Consider the following 16,105-nt stretch of genomic DNA (forward strand, 5'->3'; position numbering starts at 1 on the left):
ATGGACGCAAGACAGTGCACGGGCGACGTGACAGTCCCGGAGTTTCGGAGATAGTCGAGGAGTACGAGGCATGCCACCCAGGGAAGATGACGGCGGAACCACGGGACCTTCGATCCCGGAGATGGAGCTGCCCGGAAACCCTTGGCCCGACATCGGTGAGCGCGCGGCGAACGATGCGGGCTGGCTCAAGTTCGACCCGCAGGCCGCAGTCGTTCTGGCTGGTGCGATCGACGATTTCCAATGGAATCTGTTCAGCCTGCGGAATAACGCGATGAGTTTGACCTATCTTCCTGCCCTCGCCACACCGGAAATATCCTCGGGCTCGGCGCTTTCCGAGAAATTCGGGCAGCAGGGCGAAGAGATGTATCGCATCCTGGGTGCACATCATAAGATTCTCGATGACATGTACGACGCCGTTGTCACGGCGGGCAAGAACATGGTCAAAGCCGAAGAAGGCAACGTTCAGGATTTCGAGAACGAGATCAGCAAGATCAAGATGGAGATTCCTGACACCCATTATGCGAATGGTACGGCGCCGGGTGCGCTGACTGATCGCGAGGGTGATCACGGGAATAAGAAGGGGTATTCGCGTGCTGGGTCGTACACCCGCCGGGAAAGGCCCACGGAGAGCGACTTCAATATCGAGGATAATCGGAGTCAGCCCAACATCCCGAATTCCGGCAATCTGGTAACCGGAATCGGGGAGACGCAAGGGAAATCCTGGAACGCCCTTCACGCGAATCGAAACTATCTGGACAATGGCTTGGTCGCCGATTACGCCGCCGATGCTGCTGCCGCGTGGAAACATATCGGCGATAAGATCGACGAGTGGAGCACGACCTTCGGCAACAAGGTCGCCGAGGTGCTCGACGCCACGCCGGGGGATGAGGACGGCAAGTGGCAGGGCAAGGGCTCGCAGGCAATGCATGTCGCCCTCGACAACTACAAGAATGCCCTCAAGCCGCTCGCCACGACGGCGGCGAACCATCATTCCTTGATGAACTACGTCGCTCAGTTCGTCGTGGACACCCACTACTGGGCTCCGCCCTACGCGCGTGAAGAAGATGATCCCACCTATTATCTGATCGATCGGCAACATGTGTTCGGTCAAACATATGTGCGGGGAGTCAGCTACACGGCCAGCCACATCCCGAAATTCGCCAATCCGACCGAGACGTTCAAGGATGTGCCGCCGATCTTCGACGCGCGGGACAAGAACAAGAACGGCAAGATCGACGACGACGAAAAGATCAAGGGCGACACCAACGACGACGGCAAGCTCGACGAGAACGAACAGAAGGCGCTAGCGGAGCAGCAGGCGAAACAGAGCCCCGGTCCGGCTCCCGGTGGTCCCGGCCCTGCCCAGGCCAAGCCTGGCCCTGCCCCGGGACTGTCGGCAGCACAGAAGAAGGCCCAGGCCGAAGCTGCCGAGAACGCGAAGAAGCAAGAGAAGTTCGCCGAACAACAACGCAAAGACGCCGAGCGCCGCGCGAAAGAACAAGAGGCGTACGAGAAGCAGCAGCGCGCCGAGAACGATCGCCGTCAGGCCGAGGCCGAACAGCGCGCCAAGGACGCCTCCGCGAAGCAGGACGCCGCGCAGCGGGCAGCAGAGGAAAGGGCCAAACAGCAGGCTAACGCGGCAGCCGCGAAGGAGGCCGCTTCCTCGGCGCAGCAAGCCGCCCAGCAGGGCCTGCAAGCGGCGCAACAGGCTGTGGAGCAGGCGCTTTCAGGTGGACAGAAGGGCCTGACCGAGGCCATGTCCGCAGCGCAGCAGGCCGCGCAGAACGCGCTGACGGGTGCTCAATCCGGCCTGAACGGCCTCCCGAAGGCGGGCGACCTGGCGGCCAAGCTCGGTGGCCCTGGTCCGGGCCCGAGCTCTCTGGCCAAGGGGCTCGGTCTCACCGAGGCCGCGAAATTGTTCCCCCGTGCGGGCGCGGCCACCGTGGCGACCGCGGGCACAGGTCTGGGTGCGCTGGGTCGCGCCGGCGCCGCCTCGCCGATGCAGGCCACCCCGGGGTCGCCCGGACCCGCCGGCGCCGCGGGCCAGGGTGCCGGTCAAGGCAACCAGAACTACAAGCGTCCCACCTATCTCGAATCGGATCAGCATTTGGACGAGTTGCTGGGTGAGGCGCCGAAGGTGGTCCGCCCAGTGGTCGAACAGTGAGTCGCACCTGGAAATTCACCGATATCGAGTTCATGGCGCTGTGGTCACGGACTCAGGGCACGTTGCTCCCACGGCCGTTCACCTACATCTGTGAGATGCGGACGAACGACGAATACGAACGCGCTCTCCATGAAGTACGGGAGCGCTGGCGCGGCACTGACGACCGGGTACTCGACGAGATCATCCAGGCGGTACTCGAACCGGATATCTCGCTCGAGGTACGAGGATTCGACGAGCGTGAATATGAACGCGCGCAGGGGTGGGTCCGGGCACTCGCCGTTCGGCGCGGCGAACGGGGGTTCGTGCTGAAGCAGGTGACCGGTAAGACTTTCGAGCACGCCGAGAGTTTCACGGTGACCGAATGCGATCCGCTGGGGCTGGCCGAGGCAGTGGTAGCCGAGCTGCCGAAGTGCGAACCAGGCAAGCACGGAAGCATAAAATTGCCGGTGGCACGTGGTGAGGAGATGGTGGAAGCCAATGCTTCCGGCCTCTGGGATGACCCATACGGCGGTGCTTCCACCGCCGTCACCGGGGAGCGGTTCGAGAAGACGATCGCCGCCTCGCGAGGAGTCGTGCGGGTAAGCCAGGGTTACTCGGTCTACGGCCCCCGTGGCCGGATCAGTCTCGACCTCAAATGGCGGGATCTGCCCGACGACGGCCGCTATGTGATCGCTCCGGATACTCCTCCGGTCGCGCAACCCGCGGACGAGAAGAAGTTCGTCATCGTGCTCAACCAACAGATCGCCAAGATCATTCGGAACATCAAGGACGAGAGGCAGTCGCACCGAGTGTGATGCATGGCTGCGGCCGGCGTCAGGCGCTAATCCAGTAGCGCCGCCGACCTATCGATGCCACGCTGTGGGCGGTAGTCGGGTGGGCGCACGGGGGTGCGTGGAAGGAAGTTCTGCCGATGGTCGACACACCACTGTCCTGGGAACAGCTCGCGACGAGCAAGAACGTCACGCTCGAAACAGGTTTGGCGACGCAGTTGGCCACTGCGGCCGGGGAGTTGCTGGCTCGGGTGCTCGCGGTGAAGGCGACGGTGGAGGGGAATCTGCCGAAGCTGGAGCCGTTCGTGCCGAAGCTGTCCGGGGCCGATCTCGCGAACGCGATGAACGGGCGGGGGGATCGGATCAAGGAGCTGCTCGGCAGGCACGCCGATGTGCTCGAGGATATGCGGGCGACGTTCATCAACGCGGGCAAGGTGATGACGAACGCGGATGCGGACTCCGCGTATGAGCTCAACGTGCTCAGTGCGGATCGGGCCACGCTGCAGGCGTACGGCTCCCAGGAGCTCGAGTACGACCTGAACAGTTACAAGCTGTTCGCGGCGGACGTGTACGACGAGACCGCCTTCTGGGATCGGGTCAAGGCGGCGAAGCCGGACGAGCTGCTGAAACTGTTGCCGCCGAACTCGCGCTACGCCGAGGGTGGTGTGAAGTTCGAGCCGGCCGCGCTGACCTCCGATTACTACGGAATGTATTTCGGCGCGGACGAATTGTTCGCCATGCGTGAGGCCGGTTATCGCAACACGCCGATCGAGGACGCCGCCAAACTGTGGAATTGGACCGGTACCACGCTCGCCAAGGCTTCGCAGGACCTGCTCACGCTCATGAACGGGCTCGGTGAGAAGTGGCAGGGCGATGGCCGCAAGGGCGCCGACGCCGCGACCGGCGCCTACATCGACACCACGGTGGCGCTCGCGAACGAGACGGTGTCGATGAGCGACGGCCTGGTCAATGTGGCGGGCTGGCGCTACATCCTGGCGCATCGCCTGACCGACGCGGGCTGCTACGGCGATCCGACGCAGAAGGATTACACGCAGCTCTCGGAGATCGTCGAGGACGGGCGCGCGGTGGTCGACGCGATCTATGTGCCCTCGGTGCAGGCTTCTGCCGCCGCGATTCCCGCGTTCACACCGCCGGTGGGCACGTTCTCCGGTGACGATCCGGCCCCGCCGGGGGACCGGCCGGGATCGCCGGGCGGCACGAACCGGGGGATGCCGTCGGGTGGTCTGCAAGTGCCGCGAGCCGGTCTGCCCACCGACTCGGCCGACCCGAGCACCGCTGCGCCCACACCCGCCGCGTCCGAGAGCGGCGGTGGAAATCCGTTGGGCTCGCTGTCCGGTCTGGCCGATCAGGCGGCTTCGGCGTTGCGATCTCCCACCGCTGCGGGTCCCGCCGCAGCGCCAGGATCGACCTCGCCGTCCATGATGGCCGCGAGCGCCGCGCCGACCGGAACTGGTTCCGGCGCAGGCGGTTCCGGACTAGGCGGTGCCAAAGGGGCGGCGAGCCCGGCCAAAGAGCAGGGGAAGCCGACCAGCGCCTTCCCGCGGGCCGGGGCCTTCGGCCAGGCTCCGGTGAGCGCGGCCGCGCTCAAGGCCGGAGCCGCCTCGTCGTCGGCGATGCCGGGCACGCCCGGTACGGCGGGCGCGGCGGGCCGCAATGCCGGTGAGGAGAACCAGAAGCGGAAGACACCGGTGTTTCTGGTGTCGGAGGAGGCGCTGGACGAAGCGGTAGGCGGCCCGCAGGTGGTCTCGCGACCGGTGGTTGCGGAGTGAGCGGTGCGCAAGTGACGGACCGGACCTGGCGGTTCACCGATCTTGAGTTCGTCACCGCGTGGGAGCCGATGCGGAACCGGTCCGTTCCCAGCCCGTTCGTCGTCACCAGCCGCATCGCAGACTTCGAGGAGTTCCAGCGCCGCAAGGCCGAGATTCGGGCGCGGCAACGGGTCGAACTCGACGACGAGGTGCGCGGGTTGCTGGAAACGCTCGCGCGGCCGGACCTTCGGATACTGATCACCGGCACCATGGGCGCCGATCCGGCGGTGGCCGCCGACAGCATCCGGATGCTCGCCGCCCGGCGCGGCGAGACCGGCTGCCTTGTCACTCAGCTTCCCGGTGAAACACTGTGGCATGCAGCGGGTTTCACCCTGCACCAGTGTGCCGCGCTGGCATTGGGCCGAGTGGTCGCCGAGGCGCTGCCGCCACGCGATCCGGGCGAGCTCGGCCGCATTCAGCTGCCGGAGCCGGAACCGGAGGGTGACTACGTGCCGCGTGGCGTCGCGCACGAGCTCACCGAGGATCGCGGGCGGGAACGGCATGACCGCTTCCGCCGCGCCACGGTCACCGGTTCCGGCCGCGTCGAGATCACCCAGGGCAGCTCGCGTTTCGGTCCACGGGGCATGGTGCGGCGCTGGGTGCGCTGGAGCGACCTCGAAGGTGACGGGCGCTACGCGGTGGCCGAGCACGACTCCGCCGTAGCGGTCCCGGTCGACGCAGGCCGTCTCAGCGTCCTGATCAACACCGAGATCGCCGAGGTCATCCGGGTTATCAAGGACGAGCGGGCCGGAATGTGAAGGACGTGTAAGAACGAGGCTCGGGGCGCACGCCCCTGCTTCTCCCGGCATGCGACATGCCGGGTTCGCACTACACTTACCAATGAGTAGATGAGGGGTGATGCGATGTCCACGGCGGCGAATATCAGTGGCACCATCTCGGTGCGGACCACCGAACAGGGTTTGCCGCTGGCGCTTTCGGTGGAGCCGTCCGAGCTGCGGCGGGATCCGGCGGAGCTGGCCAATCAGATCATGCGGTTGTGCCGGCAGGCGGCGAACCGGGCCGGGCTGGCGCGGCGCGAAGAGTTGCAGGCGGCAGGGCTGAGTAGTGAGATGCTCGCGCTCACCGGGTTGCCGAAGCCCGAGGACGTCGCGGCGCAGGAGTGGGTCGCGGAGGAAGAGTACGACGAAGAGCCGCAGAGTTGGTTGAGGGAAGCCTGAGATGAGCACCAACCCGGTGATGGACGAGATCGAGGCGCGGGCGCAGCGGGCGCTGAACCGGTTGCGCGATCTCGGTGACGAGATGAAAAAGGTGCGGGGGCGGGAGAGCTCGGCGGACGGTGCGGTCACCGTCGAGGTGGACGGGAACGGCGCTTTGGTGGACTTGCGTTTTACCAGTGCTGTTTCGCGGATGTCGCCTTCGGAATTCGAGCAAGCCGTTGTCGGCACGGCACGGCGCGCGGCCGCAATCGCGATGGGCCGAATGGGAGAGCTTATCACCGAGTTCAACGAAGAATCTGCAGCTCAAACCTAGTGCAACACCAAAGATTTACTCGTTCTTAAGACATTCAACCCGAATATTCACTGCGCGCCCCATCAGGGGTTCCGGTAGATTCGGGATACGCAATCCAATCGTTTTCTCGCAGAGGGTGTTTCCGATGCCTCACGGTCAAGACAGCAATCCCTGGCCTCATGTGGCCGCTGAACCTGATGCGATTCGGGCCTACGCGAAGTCCGCGGCGGGCATGGCGGCCAGTGTCGCCGCCGCCGGATCGGTGAATCAGGCCGCGACGATGGCCGCCGCGATTCCGGTGTTCGGCTTGATCGGCCAGGATTTTCTCGCCTCCTTCGCGGTGGCCCAGGCCAACCACCTCACCTCGGTCGCCGAACTCGCCTACGTGCACGGCATGACAGCGGTGACCTGCGAACAGGCCGCCACCGAATACCAAGGGACGGACGCGCTTTCGGGCGCCGACATCGACGTGGTCGGTAGGGCCTGATGTCGGAGCTGGTCGATCAGTCCGTGCTGGACATGCTGCGCCAGAGTGCGCTCGGTCCGATGCTGGACCGGCCGGTGAACTCTGTCCTGCAAGACATGGGTTTGCCGCAGCTGCCCGAAATCCCGCTGCTGCCGCCGATGCCGGGGTTGCCGCCCCTGCCGGTGATCGATCTGTCCCTGCTGGCCAAGCCGCTCACCGACCTGGCCGCCACCTTCGGCACCGGGCAGTTCCCGGCCGCCGCGCCGGCGAGCACCGAGAATCCGTCCGCGGATCCCGCGGCCGCGCCGGCGGCGGCTCCGGTGGTCGATCCCACCGAGGTGCTCTCCCAGGTTTCCAGCGTCGTGTCGACGGTGGTGCAGCTGGGCAGCACGGCGTTGACGATGGCGATGCAGCTCTGGCAGAGCCAGGCCGCGAGCGCCGCGGAGGAGAAGGGCACCGAGGCGCAGAAGGACGGCGGCAAGATCGCCACCCAGGCCGCGCAGGAGTCGGCCGGTGTCGCCAACGCCGCGACTTCGGTCTTCATCGGCGGCGCGACGATGGCCGCGATCATCGCCAAGTACATGGCCCAGGTCGCGGCGTCCGCGCCGTTCCTGTCGCTGCCCGGCGGCCAGGCCTTCCTGGTCGCTTCGACCATCGAGACGATGGCCGAGGCCACGGCGACGGTCGCTAAGACCCGCGGCGAGATGACGGTGCACAGCGCGGAGATGACGGCCACGGGCCAGAAGGTTCCGGTCACCGATGCCCCCAAGGGCATGGACCAGATGCAGATGCTGTCGATGCTGATGCAGATGATCCCCACGCTGACCACCGCGGTCAGTTCCGGCATGGAGTCGGCGCTCTCGCTGCACAAGACTCTGAACCCGGCCACCACCGCCGATCCGACCAAAGAGAAGGACAAGGCCGAGAAGCCGGCCCTGGACAAGAACGCGGCCAAGGCCGGTGGCGGTGGCGGCGTCGGCGGTGGTGGCCTGGGTGCGGCCGCCGCGGCGGCGCGTCAGCTCAGCCCCTGGGTCGACGGACGCACCGCCGGCAATCTGGGCGCGGCGGGGACGCCGGGCGTCGGCAACCCGGCCTCGGCGATGCAGGCCGGCGCCAGCTCGGCCGCGCGCGGCGGCACCACCGCGGCCAGTTCGCCCGGCGGCATGATGCCGATGTCGCCGATGGCGGCGGCGGGCATGGGCCGCGGCGCCGAAGACGCCGCGAACGGCCTGCGCAGCGAACTGGTATCCGGGCAGCACGGCAACGAGGTGGTGGGCGATATCGAAGGCGCCTCGCTGCCCGTGGTCGGCGCCGCCAACGCCGATGGACTCAACGAACCGCCGGACCAGGCACTCACCCTCTGATAGGAGGACGTCATGGAATTCGATCGCGCCGGAGCAGTCAAGTCCGCCACCGCACTCGATGCTCTCGCAGACCGGCTCGAAGCCGATCTGAAGGCCAATACCCCGGCCTTGGCCGTGGAAGCCGCAGGGCTGGACGAGGTTTCCCAGCGCGCCGCGCAAACGCTGCGCGGTGTGGCCGCCTCCTATGACGAAGCCGCGACCGCGGGCGTTCTCGAACTACGCAAACTGGCTGCCTCGCTGCGTTCGCAGTCGCAGCAGCTGGTGGCGATGGACTCCGAGAACTCCGCCGGTTTCGGGGCGTCGGTCTAGCGAGGCGCATCTATGGTCGAACCGCCGATCCCCGGTTTCACCGGCGTTGTCTGGGAAGCCAGACCGACGGAGAAGCTGGCGCAGGATCTGAACACCGGTCGCGGCGCCGTGCCGATGGCCGAAGCGGCCCAGGCCTGGACCCGCCTGGCCGCGAGCTTCGGTGGCGCCGTGGTCGAATACGACCAGATCATCAAGGCCATCGGCGAATCGTGGCGCTCGGAGACGAGCCCGGAGATCATGGACCGGATCACCAAGCTGCGGGAGTGGCTGCTGGAGGCGGCCGGCTCGGCCGGGCAGAACGCGGGCAAGACCGGCACACAGGCGCTGGCCTATCAGGTGGCGCAGTTGGCGATGCCGCACGTCGCCGAGGTCGCCGCGCTGGAGCAGGCGAAGAAAACGGTCGAGGCCATCGGCGTGGGCCTGGGCGCACCCCTGGTGGGCGCGGCCGCCGACATCGACGCCGAGCAGGATCTGGCGAAAGCCAACGCGGCGCGGGTCATGCGGGTGTACGAGGAGGCGACCAAGCCGCTGGAGACCCCGTGGACGCAGTCCACGCCGCCGGTGATCGCCGCCAATACGGCGCTGGCCGCCGAACAGGCGGCCGCCGAGGTCCGGCCGAGCACGGCGGCTCCGACCATGGCGCTGCCCACCTCGTTCGCCGCGGCCTTCGGCCGGGTCGCGCCGATGCCGCGGGCGCAGACGGCGTTCACGACCCAGGCGGTCGCCGCCGCGACGGCGGAGCCGAAACCGCTTCCGGTGGAGGCGGCTCCGGTCGCCGGTGATTCTTCCTCGGCCGCCAACCGGATGGGGGCGCCGGCGGCGCTCGCACCTGCCTCGGCCATGCAGGACGACGATCGCAGCACCCTGCGCGCCGGTGCCGCCTCGGCGCAGCCGGACAAGCCGTTCGAGGTCGAATCCGGGTTCGCCGCCGCGCCGGCGGTACTCGGTGGCTCCGCCGAACCCACCCCGAAGGCCACGGCACCGGGGGCGGCATGACGACGATGACCAACGACGGGCTGCTCGCGGTGTCCGACCTGCTCGGCGTCCAGACCCTGCCGCTGGTGCTCGGAGTAGGCCCGCAACAGGATTCGGCCGCGGCCTGGCAGGCGGCGCGCGATCAGGCCATGGCCGATCTGCGCGGCGCGGGCCTGGTGAGCACCTACGACGATGTCGCCACCGATCTCGCCGACGCGCTGTTCGTCCTGGCCAATCCGGAGCGGGAGCTGGCGGCGCGGATCTACACCGAGGCGGGCGTGCGGCAGGTCTGCGTGGCCCGCAGAGGTTCCCAGCACGCCGTCGCCACCCGTGACGGTGACGTCTTCGAGGTGGGCACGATGTGGTGCGACGGCGGCGGCGAAGCGCTGGCCCGGCCGGTGCTCGCCGTGCTGGGCCGAGCCGAGGGCGCGGCCATCCCGAGTATCAGCGCGCCCGTCGACGAACTTCGCGAAAGACTGGACGAGGCAACGAGATCCAGCGACTACGCGGATGTCTTCTACGGCCGCGGGGTCGCCGAGCGCGATGCCATCGAGTTCGGACTGGCCATGTCGAGCTGCCACGCGCACGCCGAGATCGTCGCCTATGCCTACGACGACGGCGTGACCACCAGAACGTCCGGAGCGGTAGCGGTCTACGACACCTCGCGGGGTCGTATCGCCGCCAGCCCCGGCGCTGCGCCGGACCTGCGGGTCTGGTCGACCTTCACCCCGGGTACCGATCACCGGATCGCGCAGGCGATCTCGGCCCTGATCGAGACCCTGCCCGGAGGAAGGTGGATGCCCTAGTTAACGCATCGGAACTCACGAACCGACCGAACCACCGCGGCCCCAGCGCAGCGGCATACGAAATACCCACTGACATGAAGAGGTGAACAATGTCCGGACAGACCAGCTATACCGCGGAACAGGCCGCACAGGTCGTCGACGAATACATGCAGGCCGTCGAGGGCATCAAGAAGACCATCTCCGCGACGCAGGAGACCTTCGACGCGGCCCGTTCGGGCTGGGAGGGTGACGCCGCGGTGGCGGGCCAGAAGGCCTCCACGGCCTGGCAGGAAGAAACCCAGCGCATCAACGACAAGATCGACCAGCTGAATCAGACGATCCAGGAGGGCAACAAGACCCTCGAGAACGTCGATCCGACCAACGTCGACGCCCTGACCAACCTGATCTGACGTAATTCACTCGAAAGGAGGCTCGTCGTGAAGTACACCAAGGCGACCCATCAGCAGCTGATCAACGATATGGATCAGTACTACAAGGATCTCGACGGCTACAAGGACGCGTTCGTCACCGCCCGGGACAAGCTGATCAACGTGGCGTGGGAAGAGAACGAGGCGCTGGCCTCGTTCAAGACCAAGGCCGACTCGCTGCTCGATGAGCTCAGCGACACCCACACCAAGATGGAGCGGCTGCGCGACGCGATCGACGGCGCGTTCGGCAACGCCTTCGCGGCTGACCAGAAGGTCTACAACTCCTTCTGATCCGAATCACGGAAGCCCCGGCCACCGACGGTGACCGGGGCTTCCGCGTTTCCGGCTAGCGGGCGGCGGCCAGCGCGGTGTGCAGGTACTGCATCTCGTCCGGTGTCGCCACCATGTGCACGCGGGTGGTCACGCCGGCGGTGCGCACGGTGACCAGGTTGGCCGTCTCCTGATCTTCGGCCAGGGTCACGTCGGGATCGAAGTGGTCCTCCACCACGGCCGGCGCCGCGCGCAGCAGCACGATGGTGGCGTCGGAGTGGTGCCCGCTGGGCTGGATACCGTCGTAGACGACGACATTGGCGGAGCGGTGTGCGCTGGCCTGCTGCCCGGCGGCCGACCACGCCGCGACGGTCAGCGACTGCGGGACACCGACGTCGGCGGCCATCTGCCGCCACGCGTCGTGCCGGTTGGTGTGTACCACCACCGAGGCGCCGAGCGCGATGGCGCGCAGGATCATCTGCTGCGCCACCAGCAGCGACCCGATCACCTCCACGCGCCGCACCTGGTGCCCGACCAGGGGCAGCGCCACGCCCTGCCCGGAGGTGTCGGCACCGATCAGCTGACCGCAGCCGGCGATGGGCATGGGCAGCGCGGACAGCGAATCCGGCTTACCCAGATAGGTTTCCGGGGTGAACTGCCGCCCGCGCTCGGCGATCGGCAGGGTGTAGAGCAATGCGCGGAACTGTTTGCCCGGCAAGGGAACCAGGCCCTCGGCCTTGACATCCGCAGGTTTGTTGCGGGTATCGAAGCGCACCACCGCCGTCACCTCGATGCCGGCGGTACCGGGCGGCGCGGTCTGGTCCCGTGGTTCCTGCGTGCTGCCGCGCTGCAGGCGCATGGTGACCGTGGTCGCCAGGGTCGGCGTGGACCAGACCGCGGCGAAACCGCGCGGCCCCAGCGCTTCCGGCGCCATCCGGTAGGTGGTGTAGTGGATACCGTCGCGTTCCACGCTGTGCGCGGTCTCGGTGAACTCCTCCAGCGGCGTGTGCCGGGTGAGCTGGTTGACCGCCGCGGTGATCTCGGCGGCCGACAGGACCACGGTCGAGATGCCCTGAGCGGCAAGGCGGTTGGCTACCCGCCGGGTCGCGACGATGGCCGTGCGCAGCGTGCCCGCGGCACCGCCGCCGCGGCGCGTCACCGCCGCCGCGTTCGCCAGTGGATCCAGTCGCAGCACCACCCAGACGGTGCGGTGCGCCACCGCGGGCAGTGGGCCCAGGATCTGCTCGTACAGATGCGAGACCCGGCCCGGCCCGGCTGTGCGGGCACCGGTGCTGATCACATCGATCGAGGCCAGTTCGATGTCGAACTGGTTGAGGCAGTGCGCGATCTCGGGCAGCGGCATCATGTCGTCGGAGATCAGCGACTGCGGGCTCAGCAGTGTCACCGAGCGCGGATGCGCCTCGATCCGCAGCATGATCAGCAGACGTGAGCCGTCCCAGCGCATTCCGTAGGTGCCGCCCTCGGGCAGCGGAACATCGAACGGTGCCTGGTTAACAGTTGCCGAACGATTGCGGAACGCTCGCCAGCGGAAGGTGAGTTCTTCGTCCAGCCAGCCCGCCAGCGACTTGCGGCGAGGCAGTGGCGTCAAGCCCAGCACGAGTACCAGGGCGCATACTCCGGCGGCCACCCAGGCCGACGCGTCGAAGATCACCGCCACCAGCGACGCCGCGACCGCGACGAGCGCGACCGGAATCACCCAGCGTAGCGGGAGAATTCGGAACAACCAGAAGTACGGGGAGTGCAGGGGAGGGGCGGAAGGCGCAGCCGACGGGGTGGCGGAACTCTGCGGCGCTGTCTCGCGATTTTCGCCCGCGGCTGTGGTGGAACCCATGCGGACATAATGGACCGAACTCGTTCGGCTTCGCTACTGTAAGTCGCACCGAGTGAATCACTCGATCCGCTATACCCGTGTCAGTTCGGAGGCGTGCGTGCCCGCACAGTTGACTACCAAAGCGCAAGTCAACGGCTACCGGTTTTTGCTGAAAAGGTACGAGCACGCGCTGATTCGCCGCGATATCCGGATGCTGCACGATCCGATGCGCTCGCAGTTCCGCTCGCTGGTGGTCGGCGCGGTGCTCGGCGTCCTGGTGGTCGCCGGTGCGGCGATCCTGGCCTTCCTGCGCCCGGTGGGCGCGATCGGCGACGCGAACATCGTGATGGGCAAGGAGACCGGCGCGCTCTACGTGATCGTCGACGGCACCCTGCACCCCGCACTGAACCTCGCCTCGGCCCGCCTGATCGCCGCCAGCAACGAGAAGCCCACCTCGGTCAAGGAATCCAAGCTGACCATGCCGCGTGGCCCGATGGTGGGCATCCCCGGCGTGCCGGCCACCCTGCCCGGCGCCGCCTCGGCGGACTCCATCTGGAGCCTGTGCGACACCGTGGAACTGTCCGCCTCCGGCAGCGCGGCGCGCTCGGCCGGCGCCAACACCACGGTCGTCGCGGGCGCCCTGGATTCGAGCGCGCCCAACACGGCCCGGCCGCTGCGCGAGGACGAGGCGCTGCTGGTGACGCGCGGCGGTAAGACGTTCCTGATGTTCGACGGCAAGCGCGCGGAGGTGGACCCGAACGACTCGGTGCTCTCGCGCTCGCTCGGGCTCCGGGAGTACAACCCGCGCCCGGTCAGTGCGGGAATGCTGAACTCCGCGACCCAGGTGCCCGCACTCACCCCGCCCAAGATCGATCGACTGGGCGAGCCGGGTCCCGGTCGCCTGCAGGGTGTGCCGATCGGCGGTGTGATCCGGGTGCAGCGCGTTGGCTCGCAGGAGCTGTACGTGGTGCTCGCCGAGGGCGTGCAACGGCTTTCGCCGTTCTCCGCCGAGGTGATCCGCAACGCCAACTCGCAGGAGATGAACGAGATCATCTCGGTGCCGCCGGACCGGGTGGTGGGCGTACCCGTGGTGACGACACTGCCGGTGGACAAGTTTCCCGGCCCGATCCCGCGCATCCTGACGCCCGAGGACAACCGGGTGAGCTGCATCCAGTGGGCGAAGAAGTCCTCGGACCCGGCGGCCACCGTGGCCGTGTTCGCGGGCCGCGAACTGCCGCTGCCCGGCTCGGCCAAGGTGGTGGATCTGGCGACCGGCGACGGCACCGGCGATCGCGTCGACAGCGCCTACATCCCGCCGAACTCGGGGGAGTACCTGCAGGTGACCGGCATGTCCCCGGACAGCGTGCGCAAGGGCAGCCTGTTCTACATCTCCGACAACGGGATTCGCTACGGCATCCCGGACCAGGAGACCGCCTCCCTGCTGGGCCTGGCGGACAAGCCGCGGCCCGCGCCCTGGCCGATCATCGGTCAACTGGTGCCGGGGCCGACGCTCTCGCGCGAGGAAGCGCTCGTCAGCTACGACATCCTGCCGACCACCAACTGAGGTACCCGGCACGGAATACGGCCCCCCGAAACACCTTCGGGGGGCCGTATTCGTGTGCGTTCAGCGCAGGGTGGCCAGCACGTTGTCGAGGGCGTTCTGCATGTCCTCGGCTTCGATTCGCATCAGCACCGATTCGTCCACGGCGCTCAGATCCAGGTTGATGTCGTTGGCCAGGCGGAACTCGCGCTCCTCCTCGGCCGCCTCGATCACGTTGCGGATGAAGCGGCCGTTGCCGGCCATGTCGATGCCGCGCCGGATCTCGCCGCTCTGATCGGTGGCCTGCTTCTGGTAGAGCTCGGCGCACGCGGCGACCAGCAGCGCGTGTGCCTCCTCCGACACCTGCGAATCCCGCTTGCGGGCAATGAAGGTGCCGATATCGCCGAGTTCCTCGGCCGAGTACGAATCGAACTTCACGCGCTTGGCGAAACGGGACGCCAGACCGTCGTTGGAGGCCAGGAATCGGTCGATCTCGCCGTCGTATCCGGCGATGATGACCACCAGTCGATCGCGGTCGTTCTCCATGCGCGCCAGCAAGGTGTCCACGGCTTCGCGGCCGAATGCGTCACCGCCGGAGAGGCCGGTTTGAATGAGTGTGTAGGCCTCGTCGATGAACAGCACGCCGTCCATCGCGCTGTCGATCAATTTGTTCGTTTTGATCGCGGTACTGCCCAAATGCTGACCGACGAAATCGGAACGTTTCGCTTCTATGAGCTTGTCGGTCTTGAGAATTCCTAAGCCACAGTAAATTTTTGCCACCACGCGGGCAACGGTTGTCTTACCGGTTCCTGGCGGCCCGGTGAATGCCAGGTGTTGTCCGCGAGATCCGCTCGCCATTCCTTTTTCGGCCCGGATACGGGCTAGCTGAGCGGTTGCCTGCAACTTGGCGACCTGCATCTTGACCCCGGCCAGGCCGATCTGCTCATCGAGTTCGTTGCGGGCCTTCTCCAGGATCAGCTTGGCTTTGTCGTCACGCTCCTCCTGGCCCATCTGCTCCAGCGAGGGCGCGGAGGCCGGATCCCACTTGTTGGTGCGGGCGTCGATGACTTCCTTGGTGGTCACCGTGATCCGGTACTTGCGGTCGCGCATGGCCATGGTGTTGGCCTCGAAGCCCGGCGCCTCGGAGAACACCTTCTCGAACAGGGCCTGGGCCTGGTCCTCCTCGCCCGTCTCGCGCAGGCACAGGCCGCGGCAGAACCGGGCCGTGGTCGCGGCGGCGGGAATCGGGCCCAGCTCAGCGGCTTCCATCCGGCGGATGGCCTCGCCGAACAGGCCCAACTGTGCGCAGGCGGTGCCGACCATGACGTGCGCGCCGGCGGCCAGGAACGGATCATCCCAGTTCGCGGAGCCCGCGAGCACGGTCATCACGTCGGGCCAGCGCTGCGTGGTGAAGTGCAGGACCCCACGGGCGTAGGCGCAGATCCGGTCGTCGATCTCCCGATCGGCCGAGGACACCTGGGCGGCACGGTGTTTGGCCAGCTCGTCGAGCACCTTCTCGGCCTCTTCGTAATCGCCGTCGGTGATCAGCTGTGCGGCCTGGGCCAGCCAGATCTCGGTGTAACTGGCCACCGGGTAATCGATGTACTGCCCGAGGGTGAACCGGCCCGCCAGCGCTCGCGATTGCAGGCCGAGCCGGCGCTGTTCCCGGAAGAGCGTGGAGGTGCTGGTTTTGTAAAGATTGAAGATCACCTCGCGGGTGTGCTCGCCCGCTGCCGCGCGCCCGAGCCAGGCGTCGCACATCCCAGGGTCCCATTCGGTGGCGCGCTGGAACGCTAGCTGAGCGTATTCCAGATCGCGGGCAGATTCCTGTCCGTCGATCACAATGCCCAAGGACAAGACACCAGCGTCGAATGCGCGTTGTGCTTGACGGTTGCCGGTCATAC

Annotated in this window: 16 protein-coding genes; 14 read left to right on the forward strand and 2 right to left on the reverse strand. The window is 67.2% G+C overall.

What is annotated here, in order from left to right; genetic code table 11:
- Positions 1–70 precede the first annotated feature (70 nt).
- The 13 genes from AB0I43_RS22200 (at position 71) to AB0I43_RS22260 (ending at position 10,851) form a co-directional block, all read left to right on the forward strand.
- On the forward strand, positions 71–2,164 hold the full coding sequence (locus tag AB0I43_RS22200; RefSeq protein WP_357432614.1) for a cell envelope integrity protein TolA: 2,094 nt from the start codon (positions 71–73) through the stop codon (positions 2,162–2,164).
- Complete coding sequence (locus tag AB0I43_RS22205) at positions 2,161–2,958, forward strand: ESX secretion-associated protein EspG (protein WP_357432615.1); 798 nt, start codon at positions 2,161–2,163, stop codon at positions 2,956–2,958. The genes AB0I43_RS22200 and AB0I43_RS22205 overlap by 4 nt, the downstream gene beginning before the upstream one ends.
- A 116-nt stretch (positions 2,959–3,074) precedes the next feature.
- A complete protein-coding gene (locus AB0I43_RS22210) occupies positions 3,075–4,724 on the forward strand; it encodes a hypothetical protein (protein WP_357432616.1) in 1,650 nt (549 codons plus the stop codon).
- Positions 4,725–4,735: 11 nt separating this feature from the next.
- Positions 4,736–5,521, forward strand: coding sequence for an ESX secretion-associated protein EspG (locus AB0I43_RS22215; protein ID WP_357432617.1), 786 nt, complete (start codon positions 4,736–4,738; stop codon positions 5,519–5,521).
- A 105-nt stretch (positions 5,522–5,626) separates the two neighbouring features.
- Positions 5,627–5,941 (forward strand): hypothetical protein, encoded by a 315-nt coding sequence (locus AB0I43_RS22220; RefSeq protein WP_357432618.1) that lies wholly within the window; start codon positions 5,627–5,629, stop codon positions 5,939–5,941.
- 1 nt (position 5,942) lies between these two features.
- A complete protein-coding gene (locus AB0I43_RS22225) occupies positions 5,943–6,254 on the forward strand; it encodes a YbaB/EbfC family nucleoid-associated protein (protein WP_357432619.1) in 312 nt (103 codons plus the stop codon).
- Positions 6,255–6,378: 124 nt separating this feature from the next.
- Positions 6,379–6,720: a type VII secretion target gene (locus tag AB0I43_RS22230; RefSeq protein ID WP_356973819.1), complete on the forward strand. Its 342-nt coding sequence runs from the start codon at positions 6,379–6,381 to the stop codon at positions 6,718–6,720.
- Positions 6,720–8,063, forward strand: a complete 1,344-nt coding sequence (locus tag AB0I43_RS22235; protein WP_357432620.1) for a hypothetical protein — start codon at positions 6,720–6,722, stop codon at positions 8,061–8,063. Before AB0I43_RS22230 ends, AB0I43_RS22235 begins: the two co-directional genes overlap by 1 nt.
- Positions 8,064–8,075: 12 nt before the next feature.
- Complete coding sequence (locus AB0I43_RS22240) at positions 8,076–8,372, forward strand: PE family protein (protein ID WP_356973821.1); 297 nt, start codon at positions 8,076–8,078, stop codon at positions 8,370–8,372.
- 12 nt (positions 8,373–8,384) lie between these two features.
- Positions 8,385–9,368 (forward strand): PPE domain-containing protein, encoded by a 984-nt coding sequence (locus AB0I43_RS22245; RefSeq protein WP_357432621.1) that lies wholly within the window; start codon positions 8,385–8,387, stop codon positions 9,366–9,368.
- The gene (locus AB0I43_RS22250; RefSeq protein ID WP_357432622.1) at positions 9,365–10,153 is read left to right on the forward strand and encodes an ESX secretion-associated protein EspG; all 789 of its coding nucleotides are present in this window, start codon (positions 9,365–9,367) and stop codon (positions 10,151–10,153) included. The genes AB0I43_RS22245 and AB0I43_RS22250 overlap by 4 nt, the downstream gene beginning before the upstream one ends.
- Positions 10,154–10,242: 89 nt before the next feature.
- Entirely contained in the window at positions 10,243–10,542 is a 300-nt protein-coding gene (locus tag AB0I43_RS22255) for a WXG100 family type VII secretion target (protein ID WP_356973824.1), read from the forward strand.
- 27 nt (positions 10,543–10,569) lie between these two features.
- Positions 10,570–10,851 (forward strand): hypothetical protein, encoded by a 282-nt coding sequence (locus AB0I43_RS22260; protein WP_356973825.1) that lies wholly within the window; start codon positions 10,570–10,572, stop codon positions 10,849–10,851.
- Between the two features lie 55 nt (positions 10,852–10,906).
- Here the strand turns inward: AB0I43_RS22260 and eccE are convergent, their stop codons facing one another.
- Complete coding sequence (eccE, locus tag AB0I43_RS22265) at positions 10,907–12,682, reverse strand: type VII secretion protein EccE (RefSeq protein ID WP_357432623.1); 1,776 nt, start codon at positions 12,680–12,682, stop codon at positions 10,907–10,909.
- Positions 12,683–12,779: 97 nt separating this feature from the next.
- Here eccE and eccB point away from each other — a divergent pair, with 97 nt between their 5' ends.
- Positions 12,780–14,225, forward strand: a complete 1,446-nt coding sequence (gene eccB, locus AB0I43_RS22270; protein ID WP_357432624.1) for a type VII secretion protein EccB — start codon at positions 12,780–12,782, stop codon at positions 14,223–14,225.
- A gap of 60 nt (positions 14,226–14,285) precedes the next feature.
- Here eccB and eccA read toward each other — a convergent pair whose 3' ends face one another.
- Entirely contained in the window at positions 14,286–16,103 is a 1,818-nt protein-coding gene (gene eccA, locus AB0I43_RS22275; protein WP_356973828.1) for a type VII secretion AAA-ATPase EccA, read from the reverse strand.
- Between the last annotated feature and the right edge of the window lie 2 nt (positions 16,104–16,105).

The organism is Nocardia sp. NPDC050435, assembly GCF_040655395.1.
GTDB lineage: Bacteria > Actinomycetota > Actinomycetes > Mycobacteriales > Mycobacteriaceae > Nocardia.